This is a genomic window from Flavobacterium sp. MMLR14_040 (assembly GCF_033657265.1).
Classification (GTDB): domain Bacteria; phylum Bacteroidota; class Bacteroidia; order Flavobacteriales; family Flavobacteriaceae; genus Flavobacterium.
On the sequence record NZ_JAWVWO010000012.1, the window covers coordinates 40250 to 65272 of the forward strand.

At 34.7% G+C, this 25023-nt stretch carries 27 protein-coding genes; 14 read left to right on the forward strand and 13 right to left on the reverse strand.

What is annotated here, in order from left to right; translation table 11 throughout:
• Window positions 1-11: 11 nt before the first annotated feature.
• The 10 genes from SD960_RS15880 to hemA all read right to left on the reverse strand — a co-directional run bounded on the left by SD960_RS15880 (window position 12) and on the right by hemA (window position 8455).
• Window positions 12-416 (reverse strand): c-type cytochrome, encoded by a 405-nt coding sequence (locus SD960_RS15880; RefSeq protein WP_318804660.1) that lies wholly within the window; start codon window positions 414-416, stop codon window positions 12-14.
• A 2-nt stretch (window positions 417-418) separates the two neighbouring features.
• Complete coding sequence (gene hemB / locus SD960_RS15885) at window positions 419-1411, reverse strand: porphobilinogen synthase (protein WP_318804661.1); 993 nt, start codon at window positions 1409-1411, stop codon at window positions 419-421.
• An 85-nt stretch (window positions 1412-1496) separates the two neighbouring features.
• Window positions 1497-2384, reverse strand: coding sequence for a fructose bisphosphate aldolase (locus SD960_RS15890; protein ID WP_318804831.1), 888 nt, complete (start codon window positions 2382-2384; stop codon window positions 1497-1499).
• Between the two features lie 129 nt (window positions 2385-2513).
• A complete protein-coding gene (hemF, locus tag SD960_RS15895; protein ID WP_318804662.1) occupies window positions 2514-3419 on the reverse strand; it encodes an oxygen-dependent coproporphyrinogen oxidase in 906 nt (301 codons plus the stop codon).
• Entirely contained in the window at window positions 3409-3960 is a 552-nt protein-coding gene (locus SD960_RS15900; protein ID WP_318804664.1) for a GNAT family protein, read from the reverse strand. Before SD960_RS15900 ends, hemF begins: the two co-directional genes overlap by 11 nt.
• 2 nt (window positions 3961-3962) lie before the next feature.
• A complete protein-coding gene (locus SD960_RS15905) occupies window positions 3963-4340 on the reverse strand; it encodes a hypothetical protein (RefSeq protein ID WP_318804665.1) in 378 nt (125 codons plus the stop codon).
• Between the two features lie 91 nt (window positions 4341-4431).
• Window positions 4432-5457, reverse strand: coding sequence for a uroporphyrinogen decarboxylase (hemE, locus tag SD960_RS15910; RefSeq protein ID WP_192186598.1), 1026 nt, complete (start codon window positions 5455-5457; stop codon window positions 4432-4434).
• A 50-nt stretch (window positions 5458-5507) separates the two neighbouring features.
• Window positions 5508-6173, reverse strand: coding sequence for a uroporphyrinogen-III synthase (locus SD960_RS15915; RefSeq protein WP_318804668.1), 666 nt, complete (start codon window positions 6171-6173; stop codon window positions 5508-5510).
• A complete protein-coding gene (gene hemC / locus SD960_RS15920) occupies window positions 6173-7096 on the reverse strand; it encodes a hydroxymethylbilane synthase (RefSeq protein WP_318804670.1) in 924 nt (307 codons plus the stop codon). Before hemC ends, SD960_RS15915 begins: the two co-directional genes overlap by 1 nt.
• Before the next feature lie 108 nt (window positions 7097-7204).
• Window positions 7205-8455 (reverse strand): glutamyl-tRNA reductase, encoded by a 1251-nt coding sequence (gene hemA / locus SD960_RS15925; RefSeq protein ID WP_318804672.1) that lies wholly within the window; start codon window positions 8453-8455, stop codon window positions 7205-7207.
• A 227-nt stretch (window positions 8456-8682) separates the two neighbouring features.
• Here hemA and SD960_RS15930 point away from each other — a divergent pair, with 227 nt between their 5' ends.
• The 7 genes from SD960_RS15930 to SD960_RS15960 all read left to right on the forward strand — a co-directional run bounded on the left by SD960_RS15930 (window position 8683) and on the right by SD960_RS15960 (window position 14954).
• The gene (locus SD960_RS15930) at window positions 8683-9555 is read left to right on the forward strand and encodes a helix-turn-helix domain-containing protein (protein ID WP_042563598.1); all 873 of its coding nucleotides are present in this window, start codon (window positions 8683-8685) and stop codon (window positions 9553-9555) included.
• A gap of 246 nt (window positions 9556-9801) precedes the next feature.
• Window positions 9802-10815: a ferrochelatase gene (gene hemH / locus SD960_RS15935; protein ID WP_318804674.1), complete on the forward strand. Its 1014-nt coding sequence runs from the start codon at window positions 9802-9804 to the stop codon at window positions 10813-10815.
• 134 nt (window positions 10816-10949) lie between these two features.
• Window positions 10950-11498 carry a CopD family protein gene (locus SD960_RS15940; protein ID WP_318804676.1) on the forward strand — a complete coding sequence of 183 codons (549 nt, stop codon included), beginning with the start codon at window positions 10950-10952 and terminating at the stop codon, window positions 11496-11498.
• Between the two features lie 125 nt (window positions 11499-11623).
• The gene (locus SD960_RS15945; RefSeq protein ID WP_082036914.1) at window positions 11624-13039 is read left to right on the forward strand and encodes an ATP-binding protein; all 1416 of its coding nucleotides are present in this window, start codon (window positions 11624-11626) and stop codon (window positions 13037-13039) included.
• 10 nt (window positions 13040-13049) lie between these two features.
• The gene (locus SD960_RS15950; protein ID WP_318804677.1) at window positions 13050-13832 is read left to right on the forward strand and encodes an enoyl-CoA hydratase/isomerase family protein; all 783 of its coding nucleotides are present in this window, start codon (window positions 13050-13052) and stop codon (window positions 13830-13832) included.
• A 146-nt stretch (window positions 13833-13978) separates the two neighbouring features.
• A complete protein-coding gene (locus SD960_RS15955) occupies window positions 13979-14377 on the forward strand; it encodes a hypothetical protein (protein WP_318804679.1) in 399 nt (132 codons plus the stop codon).
• 97 nt (window positions 14378-14474) lie between these two features.
• Window positions 14475-14954 carry a hypothetical protein gene (locus SD960_RS15960; protein WP_318804681.1) on the forward strand — a complete coding sequence of 160 codons (480 nt, stop codon included), beginning with the start codon at window positions 14475-14477 and terminating at the stop codon, window positions 14952-14954.
• Here SD960_RS15960 and SD960_RS15965 read toward each other — a convergent pair.
• From SD960_RS15965 to SD960_RS15975, 3 genes are all read right to left on the reverse strand, one after another.
• Window positions 14951-15604 (reverse strand): metal-dependent transcriptional regulator, encoded by a 654-nt coding sequence (locus SD960_RS15965; RefSeq protein ID WP_318804682.1) that lies wholly within the window; start codon window positions 15602-15604, stop codon window positions 14951-14953. The genes SD960_RS15960 and SD960_RS15965 overlap by 4 nt on opposite strands.
• Window positions 15605-15698: 94 nt before the next feature.
• Window positions 15699-17567, reverse strand: coding sequence for an Nramp family divalent metal transporter (locus SD960_RS15970; RefSeq protein ID WP_318804683.1), 1869 nt, complete (start codon window positions 17565-17567; stop codon window positions 15699-15701).
• A gap of 75 nt (window positions 17568-17642) precedes the next feature.
• Entirely contained in the window at window positions 17643-18035 is a 393-nt protein-coding gene (locus SD960_RS15975; protein WP_318804684.1) for a Fur family transcriptional regulator, read from the reverse strand.
• A 95-nt stretch (window positions 18036-18130) separates the two neighbouring features.
• Here SD960_RS15975 and SD960_RS15980 point away from each other — a divergent pair, with 95 nt between their 5' ends.
• From SD960_RS15980 to SD960_RS16010, 7 genes are all read left to right on the forward strand, one after another.
• A complete protein-coding gene (locus tag SD960_RS15980; protein WP_318804685.1) occupies window positions 18131-18484 on the forward strand; it encodes a MerC family mercury resistance protein in 354 nt (117 codons plus the stop codon).
• A 12-nt stretch (window positions 18485-18496) separates the two neighbouring features.
• Window positions 18497-19408: an NAD(P)/FAD-dependent oxidoreductase gene (locus SD960_RS15985; protein WP_318804687.1), complete on the forward strand. Its 912-nt coding sequence runs from the start codon at window positions 18497-18499 to the stop codon at window positions 19406-19408.
• Between the two features lie 176 nt (window positions 19409-19584).
• Window positions 19585-21846 (forward strand): TonB-dependent receptor, encoded by a 2262-nt coding sequence (locus SD960_RS15990; RefSeq protein ID WP_318804688.1) that lies wholly within the window; start codon window positions 19585-19587, stop codon window positions 21844-21846.
• A 166-nt stretch (window positions 21847-22012) separates the two neighbouring features.
• The gene (locus tag SD960_RS15995; RefSeq protein WP_318804690.1) at window positions 22013-22477 is read left to right on the forward strand and encodes a thioredoxin family protein; all 465 of its coding nucleotides are present in this window, start codon (window positions 22013-22015) and stop codon (window positions 22475-22477) included.
• An 18-nt stretch (window positions 22478-22495) separates the two neighbouring features.
• Entirely contained in the window at window positions 22496-23665 is a 1170-nt protein-coding gene (locus SD960_RS16000) for a lycopene cyclase family protein (protein ID WP_318804691.1), read from the forward strand.
• 233 nt (window positions 23666-23898) lie between these two features.
• Window positions 23899-24324: a metalloregulator ArsR/SmtB family transcription factor gene (locus SD960_RS16005; protein ID WP_318804692.1), complete on the forward strand. Its 426-nt coding sequence runs from the start codon at window positions 23899-23901 to the stop codon at window positions 24322-24324.
• A gap of 169 nt (window positions 24325-24493) precedes the next feature.
• Window positions 24494-24904, forward strand: a complete 411-nt coding sequence (locus tag SD960_RS16010; RefSeq protein WP_026982321.1) for a BrxA/BrxB family bacilliredoxin — start codon at window positions 24494-24496, stop codon at window positions 24902-24904.
• Window positions 24905-25023: the final 119 nt, after the last annotated feature.

Sequence of the window (25023 nt, forward strand, 5' to 3'; positions counted from 1 at the left end):
ATAAATTTGATTTACTTAAGATTACTGTAAATATAAGTTTCAATAGCTTTTAGTTCTTCGTCAGACATTGCTTTTGTAACCGGAAAATTAGTTTTCATTACATCAAACTGACTTGGATCTACAATTGGTTCTGCGTTTCCTTTCAGGAACGTAATAATATCTGCATTTTTATCCTTGTACATTTTGGCAATTTCCTGAATACTCGGACCAATTATTTTTTGATCAACCTGATGACAGGCAGTACAATTTCCTTTGCCTTCAAAAATTTCTTTTCCTAGAGCTTCAGGTGTTTTGGCTTTCGCCGATTCTCCTTCCGAGTAAGCTTCTGTTGAATTTTTATCGATATTTTCGGCTACTTCTTTTTTACAGGATGCTAAAGCTAATACAGCAGATAAGAATAATACTTCTTTCTTCATTATTATTTATTTAAAATTACTGCAGCTTCTTTTGCAAAATAAGTTGATATAATACTTGCTCCCGCACGCTTAATGCAATAAAGTTGCTCTAACATAATTTTGTCATGATCCAACCAGCCTCTTTCTGCTGCGGCCTTTACCATAGCGTACTCACCAGATACTTGGTAAACTGCAACCGGCACGTGAACGGCATTTTTTACCTCGCGAACAATATCCAAATACGCAATTCCCGGTTTTACCATTACAATATCAGCACCTTCTTCAACATCCAATAAAGCTTCACGAATTCCTTCAATTCGATTGGCATAATCCATTTGATATGTTTTTTTATCCTTAGGAATATTTTGAGAATCTACCGGAGCAGAATCCAAAGCATCACGAAAAGGACCATAAAATGCCGAAGCATATTTTGCACTGTAACTCATGATTCCCACATTGTGATGTCCGTTTTCTTCCAATGCTTTTCTAATTGCCAAAACGCGTCCGTCCATCATGTCGCTCGGCGCCACAAAATCGGCTCCGGCTTCAGCGTGGCTTAAACTCATTCTGGTTAATGCATCAACAGTGGCATCGTTTACCAATTGACCGTTTTCTATAATTCCGTCATGACCATAAATTGAATACGGATCTAAAGCTACATCAGGCATAACAATCATCTCCGGTACGGCATCTTTTATAGCGCGAATGGTTTGTTGCATTAAACCATCTTTATTCCACGCTTCAACACCTTTATTATCTTTAAGATTCTCGCTTACTTTTACGTAAATATTAACCGCTTTAATGCCTAAATCCCAAGCTTCTTTTACTTCTTTAATCGTATTATCCAGAGAATGACGATAAATACCTGGCATTGAAGGAATAGCAACTTTTACATCTTTTCCTTCTGCAACAAACATTGGAAGCATAAAATCCTGCGGACTTAAACTAGTTTCGCGAACTAAGGAACGAATAGATTCATTGGTTCTTAAACGGCGGTTTCTTTGTAATGGGAACATAATATTTTATTTTAGATTTTTGAATGTAGATTTTAGATTGAAATACGATTTCTAAATCTACAAGCCTATTTTATATTGTAACTTTTTATGTAATCGAAGCGGCGTATATTTCTTTAATGGTTTTACCGAGCAAATTGTTAAAGTCATTATCAGACTGACCGGCAGAAAGTCCTTCAGACAATGCGCGGGAAAAACTTGCAATCAATCCGTGGTTTTGTGCCAGTTTTTGATTGGCTTCTTCCTGAGCATATCCACCAGACAAAGCGACAACGCGCACAACATGCGGGTCAGACATTAGTTCACTATAAAAGTCATCTACAGTTGGAATAGACAATTTCAACATTACTTTTACATCTTTATCTAATAAGTCAAGTTGTTTTTTGATTTCTTCCTTTAGAATTTCTTCTGATTTTTCCTTATCAGCACTAAAAATATCAACTTCAGGTTCAATGATTGGTACAAGTCCTTTTTCGAAGATTTGTTTACCAACCGCGAATTGCTGTTCAACTACTTCACGAATTCCAACGGCATTTGCCTCTTTGATAACAGAACGCATCTTGGTTCCAAAAACATTTCTTTCTACAGCTCGTGTTAATAGCTCATTTAAATTAGAAATAGGTTTCATCAACTGCACGCCATTTGCAAGATCAGCAAGTCCTTTGTCTACCTTTAAAAACGGAACTATGTTTTTGTTGTCCCATAAATAATCGGCGGTCCATTGCCCGTCAATTTTACGATCCATTGTGTTTTCAAATAAAATAGCACCAAGGATATATTCGCTATCAAAAGCAGGACTCTTAATAATACGGGTTCTCATTTCATGTACAAGGGTGTACATTTCCTCGTCATTTGCATAACTGCTTTCTTCAACGCCATATTGCGATAATGCTTTTGGCGTGCTTCCGCCACTTTGATCTAATGCAGCGATAAATCCTTTGCCGGAATGCATACGTTCTAACTGTGTCTGGTTTATTTTTTCCATAATATTTTAAATTTTAGATTAATTTGATGTTACTTTCCCTTGCCTCAAAATTTGTTTGAAAAGAGAATCTCTAAATTACAATTTAAATATATGTTTCTGTGTTAATGAATATTAGTTAAATTATGAAATCCATTCACGCGGATTTTCCAATACATTTACTAATCTTTCTTCTTCACTTCCCGCTTCTGCATGATGATCATAAACCCATTGAACGTGTGGAGGCAAACTCATTAAAATACTCTCAATTCTTCCATTGGTTTTTAAACCGAATAAAGTGCCTTTGTCATGAACCAAATTGAACTCAACATAACGGCCACGACGAATTTCCTGCCAGTTTCTGTTTTCTGGAGTATATTCTAATGTTTTTCTTTTCTCAACAATTGGAACATAAGCCTCTAGGAAACTATTACCAACTTCGGATACAAAATTAAACCAGTTTTCCATTGCCATTGATTCATTTGCTTTGCAATAATCAAAAAACAAACCGCCAATTCCGCGGGCTTCGTTTCTGTGTGCATTCCAAAAATAAGCATCACATTGTTTTTTATATTTTGGATAAAACTCTAGATTGTGTTTGTCACAAGCCGTTTTACACGTTTGATGAAAGTATGTTGCATCTTCTTCAAACAAATAATAAGGCGTTAAATCTTGTCCACCGCCAAACCATTGTTCGATTACTTTTCCGGTTTCATCATACATTTCAAAATATCGCCAATTAGCGTGCACGGTAGGAACCATGGGGTTTTTAGGATGAATAACCAAACTTAGTCCACAGGCAAAAAAATCAGCTTCGCCAACGCCAAACATCTTTTGCATGGCTTCAGGAAGTTTTCCATGAACCGCTGAAATGTTTACACCGCCTTTTTCGAAAACAGCTCCGTTTTCAATAACGCGCGTTCTTCCGCCGCCGCCTTCCGGGCGTTTCCAAAGATCTTCACGGAATTTTGCTGTTCCGTCGACAGCTTCTAATCCAGCACAGATTTGGTCTTGTAGATTTTGTATGTATGCGTAAAATTTATCTTTCATGAGTATTGTATTCTGATTTTAATAATCCAAAATAAACGACATCTTCTAATGTTCCCTCGCTGCTTTTAAATTCTTCTCGTAATATTCCTTCTTGTTTAAAATGATGTTTCAATGCAATTTGCTGACTTGCAGTATTAATTTTTGAAGTGCAGATAAAAACTTTGTTCATTTTTAAAGTATTGAAACAAAAAGCTAATGTTTCTGAAACCAATTTGGAGATAATTCCTTTTCCCTGATAATCTTCATCAACAAAATAACCTAATTCGCATTTTGCTTTTTGATTATCTATGCTTTTTATGCACAAATACCCAATTAAAGCGTTGGTATTTATATCCCTTGGATAAAAAAAGTAACCTTCTTTATGGTTTTCCTTATCCTGGTTTAAAGCAATAAATTGTTTTGTTTTTTCTAAATCTGCAGCGTTTTCTAAAGTAACCGGAAATATTTTAGCGATGTGGTTTTTATTCTTTTCGATAAGGTTGTAAAACTCTTCCGGAAGAATATTGTTAATCGTTTCTATTTTCCAATCTGTAAAACTCATTTTTATTTGTTTTTAGCCGAGGCAATTTTAGCATTTATTCCAAAAGAGAAAACTTTGCTTTCTTGTTGAATATATTGGTAAAGAGCTAAAGCTTTAGCTGTAAAATTATAGTTTTCAACTTTTGAAAAATCCATTAAAAAATCAGCAAATAGTTCTAATTGATTAAAATCTAAATGACGACGAACTAATAATGCAATTAATTCATCATCTTCATAATCAATCAAGGTTTGAATGTTTAAACCGAATTCTTTTAACTGATTTTCGATGTCAGATTTCGCATCATTGGTCAATGGCTGAGGTACAAAGTCAAGCGAGCGCAATGTCTTCAGGACATTGTCAATTCTAATTGCTTCGTCATCTCTAAGGCCTTTGTTGAGCATTATCTTCTGAGTTTTCAGTCGCAGTCTCAGTTTTCAGTTTTGAAGTGTGACTGAAAACTGAGACTGAATACTGTATACTATATACTATATACTATTGCCCGTATTCCTTAACAGCGTCAATAAACGCTTTTGCGTGATCTACAGGAATATTTGGTAAAATTCCGTGACCTAAATTTACAACATATTTATCTTTTCCGAATTCGTCGATCATTTCGTGAACCATTTTTTTGATAGTTGGAATTGGAGAAAGCAATCTTGACGGATCAAAGTTTCCTTGTAAAGTAATGTTTCCACCAGACAAATAACGCGCATTTCTAGCCGAACAAGTCCAATCTACTCCCAATGCCGAAGCTCTACTTTTACCCATTTCGCCAAGGGCAAACCAGCATCCTTTTCCGAAAACGATAACCGGAGCGTGATCAGCTAATGCTTCAACGATTTGGTTGATATATTTCCATGAAAATTCCTGATAATCAACCGGAGAAAGCATTCCTCCCCAGGAATCAAAAATTTGAACGGCATCAACTCCCGCTTTTACTTTTTCTTTTAAATATAAAATGGTTGTATCTGTAATTTTTTGTAATAAAGTATGTGCTGCAGCTGGGTTTGAGAAGCAGAAACCTTTTGCAGTGTCAAAACTTTTAGAACCTTTTCCTTCAACAGCATAGCAGAAAATTGTCCAGGGCGAACCAGCGAAACCAATTAACGGAACTTCGTCGTTCAGCATTTCTTTAGTCAATTTAATAGCGTCCATTACATAACCTAAACTTTCCTGAATATCCGGAACGTAAACTCTATGGACATCAGCAAGAGAACGAATTGGGTTTGGTAAAAACGGACCAAAATTCTCTTTCATCAACACTTCAATTCCCATTGCCTGTGGAACAACCAAAATATCTGAGAACAAAATAGCAGCATCCGGAGCGATTCTGCGAATGGGCTGAACTGTGATTTCCGCAGCTAATTCAGGAGTTTGACAACGGGTAAAGAAATCGTATTTATCACGCAAAGCGATAAATTCCGGCAAATATCTTCCGGCTTGACGCATCATCCATACTGGCGGACGTTGAACAGTTTCTCCTTTAAGTGCTTTTAAAAATAGGTCGTTTTTTAACATGTTTTTTTATTTTAGGTGCAAAGCCACAAAGGGACAAAGTTGCAAAGGTTTTATTTATATTCGTGAATTACATCCTCAATTACATCTTCAACCGTTGGCTGATCCGCGATTATGATGTTTTTTGTAATTTTATGTAAAGCTTCTGCGGTGGTTTCTCCAATGCAAAAGCAAGTTTCTTTCTTAATTGTATTCTCTTTTAAATAGCTTTCAACGCCAGACGGACTAAAAAATAAAATAGCATCAACGGCTGTTTTTATTTTCTGGGAAGTTAATGAAGTCTCATAAACCTTAATTTCGTTGAATTTTACATCGGCTTCTTTTAAAGCCTGAGGCAATGTTTCTCTACGAAGATTTCCGCTGAAAAAAGTATAGCTTTCATTGTTGTAAATCAAAGTGATGATTTCAGCTAAATCTGAGGCATAACCTGTGTAAGCAACAACATTAAAGCCACTTTCCGATAAAAGGATTTTTGTTTTTAAGCCAACACAAAAAACGTTTTTACTTTTGAGCTGTTCTGATTTTGGATCTGATAAAAGACTATGAACTGCATTCTGACTCGTAAAAATCAGATTTTCGTTGAGGTCTTTTAATTCGAAAGATTTGTTTTGTGTCTGAATGAAATCTGCTTCATGAACTTCAAAATTGGCTTTTACCAATGCTTGTTTTTGTTCGCCCGACAGCTTTTTTGTGGATAATATCTGAATTGATTTTGCCATTATTTCTTTAGAGATTCTTTAATAGATTGCATCAATTCGGCTCCGCCATTATTTAAAATTTCCTGAGCAGCGAAGAATCCCAGCTTTTTCCATTCTGAAATGTCAACCGTTTTGTTGATTTCCAATTTTTGCTTTCCATCAACAGAAAGTAAAATACCTTGAAAATGCAAAGTGTCTTCGTCTTCGTTATATGTTACTAAAGCTCCAATTGGCGCGGTACAACCGCCTTCCAGCGTTCTTAAAAACTGACGCTCGATGTACGTACAAATTTCAGTTTCAATATCGTTTAATTGCGAAAGGGCGTCGAGGGTATAATTGTCATTTTCCATTGCCACAACGAGCATTGCTCCTTGTGCCGGTGCCGGAATCATCCAATCAAGATTAATATAATTTTCTGGTTTCAGGTTGATGCGCTCTAAACCTGCAGCAGCAAAAACAGCTCCATCCCAATTATTGTCTTGTAGTTTTTGCATACGCGTGTTTACATTTCCACGTAAATCAACCACAGTATGATTTGGATATTTATTGAACCATTGTGCCTGACGACGTAAACTTCCGGTTGCAATTGTACTTGGATTTGCAAAATCAGGATTTCCTTTATGAACTAAAATGTCCAAAACATTGGCTCTTTCCAAAACTGCTGCCTGAACAATACCTTTTGGTAAAGCCGTTGGAACATCTTTCATCGAATGAACAGCAATGTCACAATCGCCGTTAATCATAGCGATGTCAAGAGTTTTAGTAAAAATTCCGGTAATCCCAAGTTCGTACAAGGGCTTATCCAGAATAATATCACCTTGAGATTTAACCGCAACAATTGAGGTTTTATAGCCTAAATCATTTAATTTTTTCTCGACAGTATGTGCTTGCCAAAGTGCCAATTCGCTATCGCGCGTTCCAATTCTGATTATTTTTTCAGCCATGTTTTACTTTTTCTCCACCATATAAGTAATATAAGTAAATTTAAGCAATGCGTAAATAACTAAAGTTAAATGAACTTATATAACTTATATGGTGGAAAATTTATGTTTTTAAGATGCTTTTATTTTAAAGACTTTTTCGATCCATTCGATGCTTTCATCGACCATGGTGTCGTCGTCTTTTAAGTGGTTTGCGAAATGTGTAGTGATTTTTTGAATGATTCTGTTGCTGATGATTTCAGCTTGAGCTTCATTAAAATCTGCAATTTTTCTGCTTTGAAAATCTAATTCCGAAACTTTAATAGCATTCAGTTTTTCTTTTAAAGCATTGATAGTAGGAGCAAATTTTCGTCCTTTTGTCCAGGTTACAAATTCTTCTTTAATTTCTTCAATAATAGCTTCAGCAGCAGGAATATGTAATTTTCTGTTTTCCAAAGTTTCATCTGTCAATTGAGACAAATAATCCATGTGAATTAAAGTTACACCTTCTAATTCCTCTACATTTTCATGAACGTTTTTCGGAATCGATAAATCCAGAATCAATAAAGGTTTTTTAAGATTTAAAATCGCTTTATCAACCGTTGGGTTTTGAGCGCCAGTAGCAACAACCACAACATCTGCTTTTTGAAGTTCTAAATGCAGTTCTGAATAATCTTTAACAATCAAATTTAGTTTTCCTGCCAATTTCTCAGCTTTGTCTTTCGTTCTGTTTATTAAAGTAATGTGTTCGTTTTTGGTATGTTTTACAAGATTTTCGCAAGTATTTCTTCCGATTTTTCCTGTTCCGAAAAGTAAAATGTTTTTATTCCCGATGTCTTCTACATTTTTGATAATGTACTGAACCGATGCAAAAGAAACCGAAGTCGCTCCAGAACTAATTTCTGTTTCGTTCTTGATTTTTTTACTCGCCTGAATCACAGCATTCACCAATCTTTCCATAAAAGTATTGGCTAAGCCCATTGATTTTGAATGTATGAAACTGGTTTTGATTTGAGATATAATTTCGAAATCGCCCAAAATCTGACTATCTAAACCGGTTCCTACGCGAAATAAATGATTTATAGCTTCCTGATTTTTATAAACAAATCCCACTTTTTGGAAAGCATCTACAGATCCGTTACTATTATCGCAAATAAGTTTTATTAATTGAAAAGGGTGTTCAGCAAAACCGTAGATTTCGGTTCTGTTGCAAGTCGAAGTGACTATTAAACTTTCTATTCCCTCTGTTTTAGCTTGTTCCAGCAAACGCGTTTTTGCAACTGCATCCAAACTAAATTTACCTCTAACCTCAGCATCAGCTTTTTTATAACTCAGACCAACTGAATAAAAATATAGGTGTTTCGGTGCGTTATTGTTTTCCATAAATCTACTTTCATAAAAGTGCAACAAAATTATCATTATAGTGTTTATAAAAGTAACGCTAAAAGTACTTTTTGTATCGCTGCATGTTTTTTTGTTTCTAAACGTCTGTTTTTATGCAAAAAGAAGTATTTTTGTAGCAAAATCAAGTTGTTAGAAATGATTTGTTTAGAGTGATTCTAAATAACATTTCCAATTTATTATGATTTTAGTTTTAAAAAAATATCGCTATGAGTTCTCAGGAAATTATAAAAATTGAAGACGACTTTACGCTTATTCGTTTTCAAAACGATAGTTCAGAACCATTTTTTGGACAGCACGAAGTTGGTAGTGGTCTGATACAGTTTCACTTCGGGATAAAAGGCAATGCTAAATTCTTGTTTAATCAGGGCACTTACGCTTTAGATTTAAAGGAAGAAAAATCACTGCTTTTGTACAATCCGCAGAAAGAATTACCGCTGAATTTAGAGTTAGCTCCAAATTCATGGGTCATTTCTGTAATTGTATCGATCAAGAAATTTCACGCGTTGTTTTCTGCAGAAGCAGATTATATTACTTTTTTAAGTCCTGATAATAAGGACAAAAAATATTATAACGAAGGAAATATTAGTCCTTCAATGGCTATTGTGCTAAGTCAGCTGTTTCATTACAACCTTCATCCTTCCATAAAAAATCTTTATTATAAAGGAAAAGGATACGAATTGTTGAGTTTGTATTTTAATAGAACCGAAGATCCAAACGCAGAACAATGTCCGTTTTTGATTGATGAAGATAACGTTTTGAAGATTCGAAAAGCAAAAGAAATTATCATCGCCAATATGGCTGAACCTCCCGGATTGCAAGAGTTGGCAGATGAAATTGGTTTGAATTTGAAGAAACTTAAAATGGGTTTCAAACAAATTTATGGGGATACGGTTTATGGTTTTCTATTTGACTATAAAATGGATTTCGCCCGAAAACTTCTCGATAGCGGATCTTATAATGTAAACGAAGTAGGATTGAAAATTGGCTACAGCACCGGAAGTCACTTTATTGCGGCGTTCAAGAAAAAATTTGCCACAACTCCAAAAAAGTATTTGATGTCGATTAATACGAATGTTTAGGTTTTTTCGCCACTCCAGATAGCTATCGGGATTCACAAATTAGCACGAATTTTAAATCTGCGAAAACCTGTTAAACCCGTCAAATCAGTGTGCTAATATCCAGAAATCAATTTTAGATATTCAACAATAAATAATAAATAATAAATATCATATTTCTAAAAAGTAGCAATTTCTACTTTTGACGAAATTTTAAAAACAAATTAAACGCTTAAAGCCTAGAGCTTAAAGCCTAAAGCAAAAGAATAAATGAAAGGCGTATTATTAGTAAACTTAGGATCTCCAGAAAGTCCGGAACCAAAAGATGTAAAACCATATTTAGATGAATTTTTAATGGATAAATACGTAATTGACGTTCCGTATTTATTGCGTGCATTTTTAGTTCGTGGAATTATTTTGAGAAAAAGACCGGAAGAATCGGCACATGCTTATAAGAAAATCTGGTGGGAGGAAGGTTCTCCGTTAGTGGTTCTTTCAGAAAGAATGCAGAAAAAAGTACAGCCTTTGGTAAATGTTCCAGTTGCATTGGCAATGCGTTACGGAAGCATGACGATCGAAAAAGGACTTCAGGAATTACACGACAAAGGCGTGACAGAAGTAATGCTTTTTCCGTTATATCCACAATACGCAATGGCATCAACTTTAACTATTTTGGTCAAAGCCGAAGAAATTCGTAAAAAGAAATTTCCACAAATGACTTTTACCGATGTTCCTGCGTTTTACAATAAACCAGATTACATTAAAAATCTGGCAGATTCTATTCAGAAACATTTAGTTGGTTTTGATTATGATCATTTATTGTTTTCGTATCATGGTATTCCGGAGCGTCATATTCGTAAAACAGATGTAACAAAGTCACATTGTAAAATCGATGGATCTTGTTGTAACACGCCTTCGCCAGCACATGATTTTTGTTACCGTCACCAGTGTTATGAAACTACAAGACAAGTTGTGAAATTATTGGGACTTCCGGCAGATAAATACAGTCTTACTTTTCAATCGCGTTTGGCGGGAGACAAATGGTTAGAACCGTATACAGATGTTGAAATTGATAAAATGCCAGGAAAAGGAATCAAAAATTTAGCGGTTGTAACGCCGGCTTTCGTTTCTGATTGTTTGGAAACTCTGGAAGAAATCGCGATGCGTGCCAAAGAAGATTTTGAAGCAAATGGCGGAGAAAAGTTTTTTGCAATCCCATGTTTGAATGATGATGATGAATGGTGCCAAACTGTGGGTAATTGGATTAATGATTGGGCTAAATAGAAAATAGAAGAAAGAGTAAAGAAAAAAGACTTTATAATGGACGTAAGTTGTGTCCAAAATAAAATTTATTTCAGGTTTCAAGTTACGATCAACTTTAAGAAAAAACCTGAAACCTGAAACCTGAAACAAAAAGCATGGAATATTATAACTATTTAAAGTCGCTACATCTTATTTTTGTAATAACCTGGTTTGCAGGTTTGTTTTATATTGTGCGTTTGTTTGTATATCAAATTGAAGCCAACGAAAAACCTTCTCCTGAAAAGGAAATTTTACAAACACAATACAAAATAATGACCTATCGTTTGTGGTATATTATTACGTGGCCATCGGCAGTTTTGGCAAGTGTTTTTGCTTTTTGGATGCTGTTCTTTACAGATGCAGGTCATGCCTGGATGAAAATGCCATGGATGCATGTAAAATTATGTTTCGTTTTTCTTTTATATTTATATCACGGAAAATGCCATCAGATTTTCAAACAATTGCAAAACGATGAGGTAAAATATTCCAACAACTTCATGCGTTTATGGAATGAAGGTGCTACGATTATACTTTTTGCCGTAGTTTTTTTAGTAGTTTTAAAAAGTGCCATCAACTGGATTTTTGGCGTAATCGGGATTATTTTATTCTCGGTTTTAATAATGCTGGGATTTCGATTTTATAAAAGAATCAGAGAGGAAAAATAGTATTCAGTCACAGTTTTCACTCTGACACTGAAAACTGCGACTGCGACTGCGACTGAAAACTAAAATTTATGCTTAACAACTTCAAAATGTCAATGCTTTCACTGCGTACCAGGATTTTCCTGTCGATGATTGTATTGATTGTTGTGGCATCTTTTTTATTGGCTTCCATTTCGATTATTCAATTTAAAAATGAAGCCAAAGAATATCATCAGGAACGTTTAGAGAGAAAAGAAAATGCGGTAAAAGAACATATTAATTACGTTCTGGCAACGACAACTTACCCTTTGAAAACAGCCAATTTAGATTTGATTTTTAAAGATAAAATTCATGAACTGGCTCAAATTCACAAAATCGAAATCAATATTTACAGCCTTGACGGAAAGCTGTTAAAATCCTCAAAAGAATCTTTTGCGGTTGATAAAGTAGCGCCTCCGGTTCCGGACTATATTTTAAAACTGGTTCGATCTTCTATCGAAAAACGTTTTGTTGACATTAAAACCATCGACGGAGTCAAAAACAGATCCTCTTATAGTTTAATTAAAGACGAAAAGTTTAAACCACTTGGAATTTTAAACCTTCCGTATCTGGAAGACGATGGTTATTACGACAATGAGTTAAATACGTTTCTGATTCGTTTAAGTCAGGTATATTCTTTTATGCTGATTGTGGCTTTTGCTTTGGCCTACTTCCTTTCAACTTATATCACAAAATCATTAAAAACCATTTCCGACAGACTGGAAGAAACCAATCTGGATCAGAAAAACGAGAAAATTGTTTTAGAAGCCAATAGTAAAGAAGTTAATTTCCTGATTAAGGCTTATAACGGAATGGTTGATAAATTGGAAACCAGTGCTATAAAACTGGCTCAAAGCGAACGTGAAGAAGCGTGGCGTGAAATGGCAAAACAGGTAGCACACGAAATCAAGAATCCGCTTACGCCAATGCGTTTAACGGTGCAGAGTTTTCAACGCAAGTTTGATCCAACGGCACCAGATGTAAAACAGAAATTAAACGATTACTCTGAAACCTTAATTCAGCAAATTGATACCATGACGGCGGTGGCTTCGGCATTTTCGAATTTTGCTTCGATGCCGGCACAGCAAAATGAAACTTTGAATGTGGTTGAGGTTGTGGAGCTTTCACTGGATATTTTCAACGAAGATTATATTGTTTTTGAAAGCGAAGAAGAAGAAATAATCTCCAAAATGGACCGTACACAACTGATTCGCGTTATTACCAATTTGGTAAAAAATGCAACGCAGGCAATTCCGGAAAGTCAGTTTCACAAATCAATTCTGGTTACAGTAAAAAGAAGAAACAATAATGTTGAGATCGCAGTAAGAGATAACGGAATTGGGATTCAGAAACAGGATATCAGCAGAATCTTCGAACCAAAATTCACCACCAAAACCAGCGGGATGGGACTTGGCCTCGGAATTATCAAAAACATCATCGAAAATTACAAAGGAACAATTACCTTTGAATCAACTTACGGAAAAGGAACAACCTTTAGAGTTTCCTTGCCTATCACAAACTCATAAAACCACTGTCATGAACTACGAAAATCTTTTAATTTCTATTGAAGAAAGAATTGCAACGGTAACCATTAACCGACCTACAAAGTTGAATGCTTTAAACAAAGCAACAATTAGTGATTTGAGTAAAGCGATAAAATTACTGGCAAAAAATGATGATGTTCGTGTTATTGTAATTACGGGAAGTGGAGAAAAAGCATTTGTGGCCGGAGCTGATATTTCAGAATTTGCAAATTATACTATTGTCGAAGGCGCACAACTTGCAGCTGAAGGACAGGAAACCTTATTTGATTTTATAGAAGGTTTAAAGAAACCTGTAATTGCAGCCGTAAATGGCTTTGCGCTTGGAGGCGGATTAGAGTTGGCAATGGCTTGTCATTTTAGAGTTGCCTCAGATAATGCAAAAATGGGATTACCGGAGGTAACTTTAGGATTAATTCCGGGTTACGGAGGAACACAGCGTTTGCCTCAGTTAGTGGGTAAAGGCCGTGCAATGGAAATGATTATGACTGCTGCAATGATTTCTGCAGAAGAAGCCAAAGAATACGGTTTGGTAAATCACGTAGTTCCTCAGGCTGAACTTTTGACTTTTACAAACGTAATCGCCCAAAAAATCATTAAAAATGCTCCGTTTGCTATCAGTAGAGCAATAAAAGCAATAAATGCTAATTATACAGATGGTAAAAATGGTTTTGATACCGAAATTAAATCGTTCGGAAAATGTTTCGGTACTCAGGATTTTAAAGAAGGAACAACTGCATTTTTAGAAAAACGTAAAGCTGAATTTACAGGAAAATAAAGTTTTACCACAGAGATACGCAAAGATCTTTCACAGAGTTTCACAAAGATTTATAAAAAGCTTTGCGAAACTTTGCGGTTAAATATAACACAGAAAATTTAAAACTTAGAACCTCAGCATCTCAGAACCTTAGAAACTTTAAAAAAATGTACGAACCTATATTTGCTCTTTTTTGTGAGCGTGTAAAAGAAAGCATTCAAAGCGGCACTTTTGCAAAATTAACCTTAGCCAAAACAATGGGCGATACTGAAATTAAGAACATCTATTTTAGATTAGTTCTTAATGAAGATAATACATTTTCAATTTCATTGACAACTCGTTATAAAACTGAAGAAGTTGAGAGCATTCATACCCTGGATGAAGCTTTATTGGTTTTAGGAACTTACATCAAAAATCCGTTTTTGACAGCACTTTTGTTTACAACCGATAATGATGTGACTTTTAAAGTAAACAAAAAGAACGCCGGAAGTATTATTGAACAAGAGCCGACTTTTAAGAATGCTTCGCCGGTAATGCTTGAAATGATCGAAAAAGGAATTGTCTAATTTTGTCTTATTTTAAAACTATTAAGATTTTATCGATCTTTTTCTTGTAAATAACTTCCTAATTTTGCGGAAAAATTAATAGCTAAATTGTTTTCAGATGAATGTTTATAGAGTGTCATACAGACTGAAAGTTTTTATTGTAGTTTTTTCCGTTTTAGTAATACTCACGTTTGGGAGTTTGTTAATGGTTCCTTTCGTTACATTGCCTGCAGATTCATTGGCATTTCAAATATATGACAAAAGTTTATCGACAGGTTATTTGTTTTATTTGACTCCTGTCCTGAGTTTTATCATGATCATTTTTGCGGTTCTTTTAATAATAAATGCTTTTAGTAAAAAAGTTGTTTTCACTAGTGATGCCATAATTTCAACGGATATATTTGAAACCCGTAAATTGATTTTTAGTGAGATAAAAGGTTTCGGGATAAGTAATTTTATGCTTTATATCGAAACAAATTCTAACGCTAAAAAACGAATTGCAATCAATGTGTTAAGTTTGAACAAAGTAGATAATTTGATGCAAAATTTAGAAAGCAAATTTGTTAATTTGGATTTTCTTGTAACTGAAAAAGTCTAAACCAGCTTCACAAACAAATTTGAAGCAATCTTATTAGAAATTGATAATTCCCTACCGTCAACTTTGATTTTGACTGATAAATCGAAAGATTCTTTGGACAAGAATTCAATTTTAGAACCTAGCGCAATTTCTTGTTTGTCCAAATATTTCAGGAATTCAGATGAAGTATCTTTCACGCCTACGCAAATACCAACCTGATTTTCGGTTAATTCAGAAAGCAACTGTTTTTCAATCTTAACAATTCTTCCATTTGCATCCGGAATAGGGTCACCATGCGGATCTTCCGTAGGATTACCCAAAAAATCATCCAGACGGTTAATCAATTGCTCTGATTTGATGTGTTCCAATTGTTCAGCAATATCATGAACCTCATCCCAGGAAAAGTTGAGTTTTTCGACTAAAAATACTTCCCATAAACGATGTTTTCTAACAATCATCTTGGCGGCCAACTTTCCGTTGTCCGTTAAAGAAACGCCCTGATATTTTTTATAATTCACTAAATCTTTCTCAGACAATTTTTTAAGCATATCTGTAACCGATGAAGCTTTAGTCTCCATCATTTCAGCAATTGCATTTGTGCTTACTTCAGTTTCTAATGAAGCAGTAAGATGGTATATCGCTTTAAGGTAGTTTTCTTCTGAAAAAGTCATTTTTTTTTTCTTTTTGAGGGACAAAGATTCAAAGGGACAGAGGTTCAAAGTAGAAACCTTTGTCCCTTTGCAACTCTGGACCTCTGTGCCTAATTTATTTAACAATCAACAAAGGTATAGAAATTTTATGTCTCAATTTATCTACCGTTGTGCCAAATAAAATATCTTTTAAGCCAGTGTGGCCGTGGGTTCCCATTACCAGAATATCAAAATTTCCCTTATTGATAATCTTCGGGATCACGGTGTTAGGTTTTCCAAAGCCAAGTTCAGTTTTGATGTTGAAGCCCTTCTGCGAAAGCATATCTTTATATTCTAATAATAATTTTTCATCAACTGTCGTTTCGTGATCGTCGACGTGACCTCCGTACATTAAGGCACCAACAGTTTCAACAATGTGAATTAAGGTGTATTGTGCGTCGATTCCGCCCAGTTCAAACGCATTGTTTAGTGCAGCTTCATCGGCTTTCGAGAAATCGACTGAAATAGCGATGTTTTTCTTGTTGTAAACTGCCCTTGGCGTATATTCCAGTTTTAAATGATGAGGCGAATGATTTTCGATATTTGATTTTATTCTGGCAATAAAAGGTTTTACAACAATGTAAAGCAACAAAGCCAGAAATCCAAAAGCAAGCGGAACAACCGTAAACCAAAGAAGTGCAGGATGATTTGAACTTTCAAGCCATGATGAAATCTCATCATAAACTAATTTTGCATTTAACGTTACAATAATCGAAGCTATAATCCAGGCTGCAATTTGGGTTATTCTGGAAATATGAAACCCTTTCATTTTGGTTTTATCGCTCACAAAATGTATCAGTGGAATGATTGCAAACCCTAATTGTAAACTCAAAATTACCTGGCTTAGAATCAAAAGTTTTCCGGTTACGCTTTCGCCATAAATTAATATTACGATAACCGCAGGAACAATCGCAATTAAACGAGTAATAATTCGGCGCACCCAAGGCTGAATTCGTAAATTCAAATAACCTTCCATTACAATTTGTCCGGCTAAAGTTCCGGTCACTGTAGAACTTTGTCCGGCGGCAATTAAGGCGACGGCAAATAAAATGGGAGCCCACTTTGTTCCCAATAGCGGTTCCAGAAATTCGTGTGCATCCTGAATTTCGGCGACTTGAAACATTCCGTTTTTATAAAATGTCGCCGCTGCCAAAATTAAAATAGCCGCATTTACAAAAAACGCGAGATTTAAAGCAATTGTAGAATCTATAAAATTGTATTTCAAAGCCTGTTTAATTCCGGCTGGAGTTCGGTCGAATTTTCTGGTTTGGACCAGTGAAGAGTGCAGATACAAGTTATGCGGCATTACCGTTGCACCAATTATTCCAATAGCGATATATAAGGCGGCTGAACTCGGAATCGAAGGGATCAATCCGTAAATTACCTTATCTAATTCCGGTTCGGCAAAAATCATTTCAAAAATAAAAGAGAATCCAATAATCGCTACTAAAGCGATAATAAACGCTTCCATTTTTCGAATTCCTTTATTGATTAAGAATAATAAAATGAAAGTATCTAAAACGGTAATCAAAACACCTTCGATAAGCGGAATACCAAACAATAGATTGATTCCGATGGCCATTCCCAAAACTTCCGCTAAGTCGCAGGCTGCTATGGCAATTTCGGCAAGAAAGTATAAAATATAATTGATGAATTTAGAATAGGTTTCTCTTGAAGCCTGTGCCAAATCGCGTTGTGTTACGATTCCAAGTCTTGCGCTTAAACTTTGCAAAAGTAAAGCCATTAGGTTGCTCATTAGCAAAACCCAAAGTAAAGAATAGCCAAACTGACTTCCACCAGCGATATCTGTTGCCCAGTTTCCGGGATCCATATAACCCACACTTACTAAATAAGCGGGGCCTAAAAAGGCTAATATTTTTCTGAATCCTGTTTTTTTATGTTCTGTAGCAACCGATTGGTGAACTTCTTCTAACGATTTGGTCATTGTAAAAAATGTTGTTTAAACAAATATAGGGATAAATTATATTCGTGCAACAATATTTTTAGGCAAGTCTAAATCTTAAATGTTAGAATTTAAACAATTTGGACATAATCCTGATAAGGTGAAATTTATCTCCTTTACTTTATAATTATTCGGCATAATATAACTCGGCTTAACATTTTCGAGGCAAGTAATCTCATGGCAGTTTTCGCAGCTAAAATGTGCGTGATTATGTATGTGTACTCGCTGATGAGAATGGTTGCATTTTGCGTATTTAACCGTACCGTCAAGATTAGAAATTTTATGAATAATATCATCACTCATTAAACGATCCAAGATCCTGTAAGTTGTAACCCGATCACAAATATCGTTTAGTTGTTTTTGAATTTCTGTATGAGACAGTGCAGTTTTAGATTTGTCAAAAACCTCTAAAACGGCTGTCTTTGCTGCGGTGTTACGTGTTGTTTTCATATAATATGAATTAATAAATATTTAACGCAACATTGTTGCAATTAATTTTAATGTGTATATTTGCAACAAAATTGCATTAAGCAAATGTACAAGAAATGAAGAAAATAGCAACATCCTTTTACGATATTTTAGGAATTTCCAGCGCGACTGTTTGTTTGGTTCACTGTCTGGTTTTTCCACTCCTTACAATTCTTCCTTTGGGGGTTAGTCACAATTCTTTTATTGATTTATTTTTTGCTGTAATTGGTTTGATTGCAGTTTTCAAAATTATCAAAAAATCTAATCTGTTGGTGGCAACTATTCTTATTATTTCAATGGCATTAATCTGGATTAGTGTTTTAAGCGAAATAATTCTGGACCTTCATCTTGATTTGATTTTTATTGGCGGAATCGGAATGATCATCGGACATCTTTTAAATTATAAATTCCATAGAAACAGAAATCATTAAAATTACAATATTATGATACAGCAAAAAGACTTTGAAGTGATTATTGTTGGTGGAAGTTATAGTGGACTTTCGGCAGCGATGAGTTTGGGTCGTTCGTTACGACAAGTTTTAGTAATTGACAGTGGTTTGCCTTGCAACAGACAAACGCCACATTCTCATAATTTTATTACACACGATGGTGAAAAGCCTGCTGTTATTTCGGCGAAAGCCAAAATACAAGTTGACTTTTATGACACCGTTCAGTTTTATAACGGAGTTGCTGTAGATGCAATTAAAACCGAGAAGGGTTTTGAAATTAAAACAGAAGACGGAAAAACATTCACTTCAAAAAAAATACTATTTGCAACCGGAGTTAAAGATTTGCTTCCGGAAATAAACGGTTTTGCAGATTGCTGGGGAATTTCGGTTTTACATTGCCCGTATTGCCACGGTTACGAAGTAAAAAAAGAGAAAACCGCAATTATTGCCAATGGCGAAATGGGATTTGAGTATGCAAAGTTAATTTCAAACTGGACAAAAGAATTAAGATTATTAACCAACGGAAAATCAACTTTAACCTCCAAGCAAACTAAGGTTCTTAAGAAACATCAAATAGAAATTATTGAAGACGAGATTGATTCATTGGAACATGAAAATGGGAATATTCAAAATGTTGTCTTCAAAAATCAAACAAAAATTGAGATAAAGGCCATTTATCACAGACCACCTTTTGAGCAGCATTGTTCTTTACCTGAAACTTTAGGCTGCGAATTAACAGAACAAGGTTTAATAAAGGTTGATATGATGCAGAAAACAAATATTCCGGGTATTTATGCAAGTGGAGATTCTGTGATTCAGGCGCGATCTGTGGCAATGGCAGTTTCTTCGGGATCTTTTGCTGGTGCTTCCATCAACAAAGAACTTATCGAAGAATCATTTATTTGATTTTTTGCCACGAGTTGCACTAATTTTCTCGAATTTAATTTGTGTTAATTCGTGCAATCCGTGGCAAAAAAATATTTCCAATTAACCGAATCAAAACACTTTTAAAAGTTTTTAGGTTGAGAATTGTTATTTGTCAAATTTAATTTTTAGATTTGTCTAAATTTAATTTTGCAACGATGGAAAATTCAATATTAGTATTGATTTTGTTTACTTTACAACTCTCCTTTGCTCAGGAAACCACTTCTGTTTCTGGTTTTGTATCCGACGAAGGAAGAAAGATACAAGCCGCAAGCGTGCATTTATTGGGTACGAACCAAAAAACAGTTACAGATAGTTTGGGATATTATTCTTTAGATAATGTTGCCGTTGGAAATCATACCATTCAGATTTCTTATTCAGGTTTTCAAACTTTAAAAAAGAAAATAGAAGTCACAAAAGATGCTATCAACACATTCAATTTTGAATTAACCGATAATCAAAATCAACTAAACGAAGTTGTTGTTTCAGGAACTTTAAAAGCAGTGAAACGATTAGAAAGTGCCGTTCCTGTTGAGGTTTATTCCCCGGTTTTCTTCAAGAAAAATCCAACAGCTAGTATTTATGAAGCGCTTCAAAACATTAATGGTGTTCGGCCACAGCTTAATTGTGGTGTTTGTAATACAGGCGATATTCATATAAACGGATTGGAAGGTCCGTATACTTTGGTTTTGATTGATGGAATGCCAATTGTAAGCAGTCTTTCGACGGTTTATGGTTTATCCGGAATTCCGAATTCTCTTGTGGAACGAATCGAGATTGTAAAAGGTCCCGCTTCGTCATTGTACGGAAGTGAAGCCGTTGGCGGTTTGATTAACATTATTACTAAAAACCCAACAACTGCGCCGATGTTTTCTGCGGATTATTTTACAACTTCTTATTTTGAAAGTAATCTTGATTTAGGAATGAAGTTTAATGCCGGAAAAAAAGCAATTTCACTTTTAGGACTTAACTATTTCAACTACGATCAGGTAATAGACAAAGACAAAGACAACTTTACAGATGTGACTTTGTCTGAGCGAATTTCGATTTTTAATAAATGGAATTTTCTACGTAACAATAATCGCCTTTTTACGATCGCAGCTCGCGGAATGTATGAAGATCGCTGGGGTGGAGATGTTCGTTGGGAAAAAAAATACCGAGGCGGGGATGAAATTTACGGTGAAAGCATTTATACCAAAAGAGGAGAATTAATAGGAAGCTATCAATTGCCTTTTGAAGAAAAACTGATGCTTTCGTTCTCCGGAAATGTCCATTATCAGGACAGTCGTTACGGAACAACATCGTATATCGCGAATCAGAAGATTGGTTTTTTGCAATTAACGTGGGATAAAAAAATAGGTCGAAATGATTTCCTTGCCGGAATCGCCAACCGATATTCGTATTATGACGATAATACCACGGCAACAAAGGAAGCAGAAAGTACATGGCTGCCCGGAATTTTTGTTCAGGATGAAATTACCCTTTCACCAAAAAGTCAGGTTTTGCTGGGAATGCGTTACGATTACAACTCAATTCATGGTTCTATTTACACGCCAAGATTTGCTTACAGATGGAAGAAAAGCGACAATACGATTTTTAGATTCAACGCCGGAACGGGATTTAGGGTTGTGAATTTATTTACAGAAGATCACGCAGCACTTACGGGTTCAAGAGATGTGGTGATTCAGAATGATTTGAAGCCCGAACAATCCATCAATGCAAATCTGAATTATATTCAAAAGATAAACTTTACCAACGGAACTTTTATCGGAATTGAAACAACGGCTTTTTATACCAGATTCAGTAATAAAATCATATCAGATTATGAAACGGACCCTAACAAAATTATTTATGACAATATCAACGGATATGCAATAAGCCAGGGAATCAGCACGAATGTTGACGTTAATTTCCCAACGGGATTAAAATTAATTTTAGGAGCAACAGTTCTAGATAATAAAAATGTCGAAAACGGAATTTCTGAAAGACCTTTTTTAACAGAAAATTTTACCGGAACCTGGAGCATTTCATATAAAATAGAATCCTTAAATTTATTGTTGGATTATACCGGAAATGTTTACAGCCCGATGAAATTGCCTTTACTGAGCGAATACGATCCGAGAAGTCCGGAATCTCCGTGGTATAGTATTCAGAATATTCAGTTTACGTATTCCGGCTGGAAGAATTTTGAGATTTATGGCGGAATCAAGAATCTGTTGAATTTTACTCCAAAACAAAACAATCCGTTTTTGATTTCAAGAACAAATGATCCTTTTGATAAAAACGTACAATATGATTTGGCAGGAAAAGTATTGGTTACACCCGATAATCCGTACGGTTTAACTTTTGACACGACTTATGTTTACGGACAAAACCAGACTATTCGCGGTTTTTTTGGATTGCGATATACTTTGAGGTAAAATTGTATGCTGCAGATTAAAAAGATTTTTTCGCCACGAATTGCACGAATTATCTCGAATTTAATTTGTGTAAATTAGTGAAATTCGTGGCAAACCATCTTTAAAATAATCTTTTTAATCTGTGAATCCCGATAAGCTATCGGGAGTGGTTAAAAAATAAAAAGAAATGAAAAAGCTAGCATTAATTATCTTCTTTTTTGGAATTACCTCAACAGGATTTTGCCAATTGCAAAGCAGGTCTTTTGAGGCAATTGATAGTTTGCAGCAAATTCAAAAAAGAAAAATTGTTGTTTTTATCCATACCGATTGGTGTCAGTTTTGCCAAAGAATGAAAAATACGACTTTTAAAAATCAGGAAATTATTGATAAACTGAATTCAGATTTCTATTTTATTGATTTTAATGCTGAGGAAAAACGAGATATCAAGTTTAATAACAAGACTTTTAAATACGCTCCTTCGGGAAATAATGTTGGTGTTCATGAACTCGCTTTGCAACTCGGAACAATGAACAATCAAATTGTATATCCGGTTTTGTGTGTTTTGAATGAAAAAAACGAAATCATTCTGCAGTACAACAGTTATCTAAGTCCAAAGGATTTTAAAATGCTTTTAGAAAAATTGAAAGAATAAAAATACTTATTTTTGAAAATGGATTCTTCTCAAATCAAACACTTCGATTACATTTTTACCGGAACGGGTTTAGCAGCTTTGATGACCGTATATAAAATGGTTTTGTCTGGAAATTTTAAAGATAAATCGGTTTTACTTTTAGACGAAAATCAAAAGAAAACCAATGACAGAACCTGGTGTTTTTGGGCAAAAGAAGAAACGATCTGGAATTCTGTCATTTCAAAAAAATGGGATTCGGCTTTATTTGCCAATGAAAATTTTAAACGCGATTTGGCGTTGAAGCCTTATCAATACAATCAAATTCGGGGATTAGATTTTTATAATTTTGTTTTTGATGAAATTTCAAAAGAATCCAATATTACTTTTCTAAAAGAGAAAGTAACCGACATCAACGAACTTGAAACGCACGTTTTTATCGGAACAGAAGAAAACCGATATACTTGTAATTATCTTTTCAATAGCATTTACACCAAAGCTTTTGCTTTAAGCCAGAATAAATATTCGGTTTTACAACAGCATTTTGTGGGTTGGTTTGTGAAAACCGAAGCCGAAATCTTCAATCTGCAGAAAGCCACTTTCATGGATTTTTCGGTAGAGCAAAAAGGCAATACCCGTTTTATGTATGTTTTGCCAACTTCTGAAACCGAAGCTTTGGTCGAATATACTTTGTTTTCAGAAAATCTGCTTTCAAAAGAAGAATATGAAAAAGAAATTCAGCTTTATATACAAAATCTTGGTACTCAGCAATATGAAATTATAGAAAGGGAGCAGGGAAGTATTCCAATGACATGTTATCCTTTTTGGAAAAAAAACACCAAACGCGTTCTGAATATTGGAACCGCCGGTGGCTGGACAAAAGCAAGTACAGGTTACACGTTTAAAAACACAGATAAAAAATCATCTCAATTAATCACGTTTCTTCAAAGTGATTCTTCGACTCCGCTCAGAATGACAAAATTTCATAAAAAAAACCGTTTCTGGTTCTATGATTTATTGCTTTTGGATATTCTGCATCGTCATAATGAATTGGGAAGTGCTATTTTTTCTTCTTTATTCAGAAAAGGAAATCCAGCTTTGATTTTCAAGTTTCTGGATGAAGAAACTACTTTGATTGAAGACTTTAAAGTGATTTTAAAATGTCCCAAAATGCCATTTATTAAGGCTTTGTTTCGGGTAATATTCAAATAGGATTTTTTCACGCAGATTTGGCACATTGAACAGATTTTATTTTGATTTAATAGGCTTTCAAATAATCTGCTCCATGTGCGTGCAATTACTTTATCTGTAAAAATGCCCTATTTTTTTGTTTTAAGAACCTCTAAAGGTGATTTAAAAGTTATTCAACATCTAATTTTGCCGATGAAAACAAAGTAGATATGACGTAATCGCTTATTTACGATAATGAATTTAATTGACAAATTATGGGAGTTACTAAACACTTAAATTTTGACATAGAAACAAAGGGAATAGGAAAAATTTGCAAAGCACTTGGGCATCCAACGCGAATTCAAATTATGACCCTTTTATGGAAACGAAACAACAGAACTTGTGGTGAAATTGTTGAACTGATTCCATTAGCGCAATCAACAATTTCAAAACATTTACTGGAATTAAAAAAAGCAAATCTGGTACATATAAAGAACGAAGGAAAAAAAATAATCTATTCTATTGACGTTGAGAATATAGAAAAGCTTAAAAAATATTTGACCAGTTACCTTTCGACTATTGAAATTGCAGAACAAAATAAGGCAACCGTTTTAACTACACGACACAGAATAAGCAGAAACAGCCATTTGAAAGAACACAATTATCAATTTACTCATAAAAAGATAAAACAAGCAATTTAGATTTTTTAAATAGCAGAATTATCGAAAAAGCTTTACATGTTTTTATATCATTTTGTTTGATTTAAATCTTATATCGAACTATAACAAAACTTTATACTTCAAATTTACTAGTTGCGAGTAAACTTTGTAACTTTGCAAGATCAAAAGTAAAATTTTAAAAGATAAAAATATGTATCCAGAAGAAATGGTAAAACCAATGCAAGCTGAACTTACTGCTGCAGGTTTTCAAGATTTACATAGTGCTGATGCTGTAGATAATGCTATCAAAGCTGAAGGTACCACTTTAGTTGTTGTAAACTCTGTTTGTGGTTGTGCTGCTAGAAATGCACGTCCGGGAGCAAAAATGAGTTTAGAAGGCGCTAAAAAACCAGATCACTTAATTACTGTTTTCGCAGGTGTTGACAAGGAAGCTGTAGATGCTGCAAGACAACATATGTTTCCATTTCCTCCATCTTCGCCATCTATGGCTTTGTTCAAAAACGGAGAATTGGTTCACATGTTAGAGCGTCACCACATCGAAGGTCGCCCAGCTGAATTAATCGCTGAGAACTTGCAAGATGCGTTTAATGAATTCTGTTAATTAGGTTCAAAGAAGCAAAGGTACAGAGGTACAAAGATTTTAAAAGCACTATTAATTTAGTGCTTTTTTTGTTTTTAACAAATACATTGTCATTGTTAAGCATTAAAAACCGTAGCAAC